The sequence below is a fragment of the Salinicola sp. genome (genome assembly GCF_982684285.1).
Genome location: NZ_CEXLVS010000338.1, coordinates 1 through 3,508 on the forward strand (window position 1 = coordinate 1; position 3,508 = coordinate 3,508).

General features: G+C 70.6%; 2 protein-coding genes. Both read right to left on the minus strand.

Translation table 11 applies throughout. The annotated features are described in order from the left end of the window. Positions 1-236 precede the first annotated feature (236 nt). Positions 237-1,745, minus strand: a complete 1,509-nt coding sequence (locus tag AC3AYF_RS19395) for a GspE/PulE family protein (protein WP_487780212.1) — start codon at positions 1,743-1,745, stop codon at positions 237-239. After that, positions 1,742-3,508 (minus strand): type II secretion system secretin GspD (gene gspD / locus AC3AYF_RS19400; protein ID WP_295041250.1); only part of this gene is annotated, 1,767 nt, incomplete at its 5' end. The genes AC3AYF_RS19395 and gspD, both read right to left, overlap by 4 nt.

The following is a 3,508-nucleotide window of genomic DNA, read 5'->3' on the forward strand; positions in this document are numbered from 1 at the left end:
ATGGGCCCTCCCCGGCCATGTCTGAAAAGGACTGCGCTCGCCCATACGGCGTTAAAAATCGTCTCGAGATGCTCATTTACACTCCCGTAAACTCCGCTCTCTCGCCGATTTTTGCCTTGTCTGGGCTTCGCTCGTCGGACTTTTCAGACACGGCCTCAAGAAAGAGGGGATGAACGTGTGGCGCCGTAGTCTGACCCACGGACGATGGCAGTTTGAGGTCAGCGCGGGCCGCGCGCTCAGCGATGGATCGCACGCAGCACCTCGTCGAGGGCGGTCTCGCCCGCCGCCAGCCGCGCCAGCGCCGCCTGCGCCAGGCTCTGGGCGCCGGCCTGGCCGAAGGCGTACTCGGCCAGCGCCGCCTCGGGGGCGCGCTCGTGGATCAGGCCGGCCAGGTGGGCGTCGATGGGGATGAACTCGTAAAGACCCAGACGGCCGCGATAGCCGCTGTGGTCGCAGCTCTCGCAGCCCTTGGGCTCGGCCAGGCGCGGTAAGGTCTCGATGCCGGGCAGCCACTGGGCGTCGTCGGCGCGGCGCGGGCGCCACTCGCTGCAGGCCGGGCACAGCCGGCGCACCAGGCGCTGCGCCATCACCCCCTTGAGGCTGGTCGCCAGCAGGAACGGCTCGATGCCCATGTCGCGCAGCCGCGCGATCGCCCCCAGCGCACTGTTGGTGTGCAACGTCGACAGCACCAGGTGGCCGGTCAGACTCGACTGCACCGCGGTGGCGGCGGTCTCCAGGTCGCGGATCTCGCCGATCATGATCACGTCCGGGTCCTGGCGCAGGATGGCGCGCAGGCCGCGGGCGAAGGTGAGCCCGGCGTGGGGGTTGACCGGAGTCTGGCCGATACCCGGGATGGCGTACTCCACCGGGTCCTCGACGGTGAGGATATTGCGGCTGCGGTCGTTGAGCGCATTGAGGCTGGCGTAGAGGGTGGTGGTCTTGCCCGAACCGGTGGGCCCGGTGTTGAGCAGGATGCCGTTGGGCTGCTGGAGCACCCGGCGGTAGCGCTCGAGCACCGCCGGCGGCATGCCCAGGCGGTCGAGGTCGAGCAGGGCGGCGTGCTTGTCGAGCAGACGCATCACCACCCTTTCGCCGTGGATGCCGGGCAGGGTGGAGACGCGGATGTCGACGTCACGCCCGGCGGCGCGCACGGTGATGCGGCCATCCTGGGGCTGGCGCTTCTCGGCGATGTCGAGCCGCGCCATCACCTTGATCCGCGAGATCAGCACCGGTGCCAGCACCCGCGGCGGGCGCAGCGCCTCGCGCATGGCGCCATCCACCCGCAGGCGGATCACCAGCTCGCGCTCGAAGGGCTCGACGTGGATGTCCGACGCGGACAGGCGCAGGGCCTCGGAGAAGACGCCGTTGATCAGCCGGATCACCGGCGCCTCGTTCTCGCTCTCGAGCAGATCCTCGGCGCGTGGCAGTTCCTGCATCAGGCTGTCGAGATCGACGTGCTCGGCCAGACCCTCCAGCAGCGCCGCGTTGTCGGCACGCTCGCCGTCGTGCAGCGCGGCCAGACGCGCCTCGAAGGTATCGGCGTCGAGCCATTCGCACTCCTCGGCGCGGCCCAGGCGGCGCTGGATATCCTGCAGTACCTCGAGCTGCAGCGGCGACGGCGTGTCGCGGCACAGCAGACGGTAGCCGTGCGTGCCCGGGGCCAGCGCCACCCCGGCGCGCTTGGCCAGCCGGTAGGGCAGTGGCGCGAGGTCGTCGCCGGCGGTGAGGGCCGCGGTCGCGGTCATGGCGCCAGGCTCCCCAGGCGGCTGCGCTGGTCGGGGAAGAGCGCGCTCCAGCGCGGCTGACCCAGTGAGGCCGGCGCCGCGCCATCCCCACCGCCACCACCCGTTCCCGCGCCAGCCGACGACCTGCCGGCGGCGACCGTGCTGGCCGCTTCCCACGGCGCCAGCGCCTGATCCTCGTCGAAGCCGGCGAGCAGCTGCTGGGCGCGCATGTAGCGGTACTTGTCGGCGGTGGCGCTGTCCATCTGGGCGGCGTCGCGGAGCACCCGGGCGCGGATGAACACCATCAGGTTGCGCTTCTCCTGCTCGTCGCGGTTGTACTGGAACAGCTTGCCGATCAGCGGGATGTCGCCCAGCAGCGGTACTTGTGCCGAGGTCGAGTTGCCGGCGTTGCTGATCAGCCCGCCGAGCACCACGATGCCGCCGTCGCGGGTGATCACCGAGGTCTCGATCTCGCGCTTGTTGGTGACCACGTCGGAGGCCTGGACGTTGGGATCGATCGACGACACCTCCTGGACGATATCCATGCGGATGGTGTTGTCGGAGCTGATCGAGGGGCGGATGCGCAGGCTGACCCCGATGTCCTCGCGCTGGATGATCTGGTAGGGGTTCTCGTTGAAGGTGGTGGAGCCGGTGACGAAGGGCACCTCCTGGCCCACCAGGATATAGGCCTGGGCGTTGTCGAGGGTGGTCAGCGAGGGGGTCGACAGCAGGTTGGTTTCGCTGTCGCTCTGCAGCGCGCCGAGCAGGGCGGCGAAGCTCACCCCGCTGTCGCTGATCCGGCCGACGCCGGCGCTGGCCCCAGTGATGCTGCCGAGTAGCCGCGCCAGCTGGCTGGTGTCGTTGCGCGCGGCGGCGCCGGCGATGGCGTTGATCCCCGGCTGGCCGTCGGCGGCGTAGTTGAAGCCGCCCACCGGCACCGTGCCGCTGCCGGAGAGATCGCCGAACAGCCACTGCACGCCGAGGCGCTTGGCGCGGGACTCGGTGATCTCGGCGATGATCGCCTCCACCGCCACCTGGGCGCGGCGGATGTCGAGCTGCTTGATGATGCTGGCGTAGGCGTCGAGCCGCGCCGGTGGGCCGATCAGTACCAGCGCGTTGGTCGAGGGGTGGACGGCGAAGCCGACCGCGTTGTCGCCGCTGCCGAGGGTGCCGGCGACCGCGGCGTTGCGGCTGGTGGCGTCCGGCAGTGCTGGCAGCCCGCCGCTGCTGGTGTCAGCCATGGCGCCGAGACTGCCGCCCTGCAGTGCGCTGGCGCCGCCTCCGGCGCGCTGGAGCAACTGCTGCACCTGACTCTGGGGATTGGCGCTGTCCGCGTTCTGGGGGCGTTCGCCGGTCAGCCCGCCGAGGACCGCGACCACCGATTCGGCGCTGACGTTGTCGAGATAGATCACTCGGGTGTTGCGCTGCTGGGTCCGGGCCTGGGGCGCATCCAGCGAGGCGACGAGCTGGCGCACCCGGGCCAGCCCGGCGGGATCGCCGTAGGCCACCAGGGCATTGGCACGCGGGTTGGCCACCACCTTTACCTGACCGCCGCCCTCGCGTTGCATCAGCGTGTCCAGGGTGCCGGCGAGCTCGTCGGCGGAGGCGTGCGCCAGTGGCAGCACTGCGGCCTGGAGATCGCGCTGGCGGTCGAGACGCCGGGCCAGCTGGGTCAGTCGCTGGAGGTTGTCGCGCCAGTCGGTGACCACCACCAGGTGGCTCTCCGGCCACGGCGTGACCGTGCCCACCTGGCTGTCGACCAGCGGCTGCAGCACGTTGGCCAG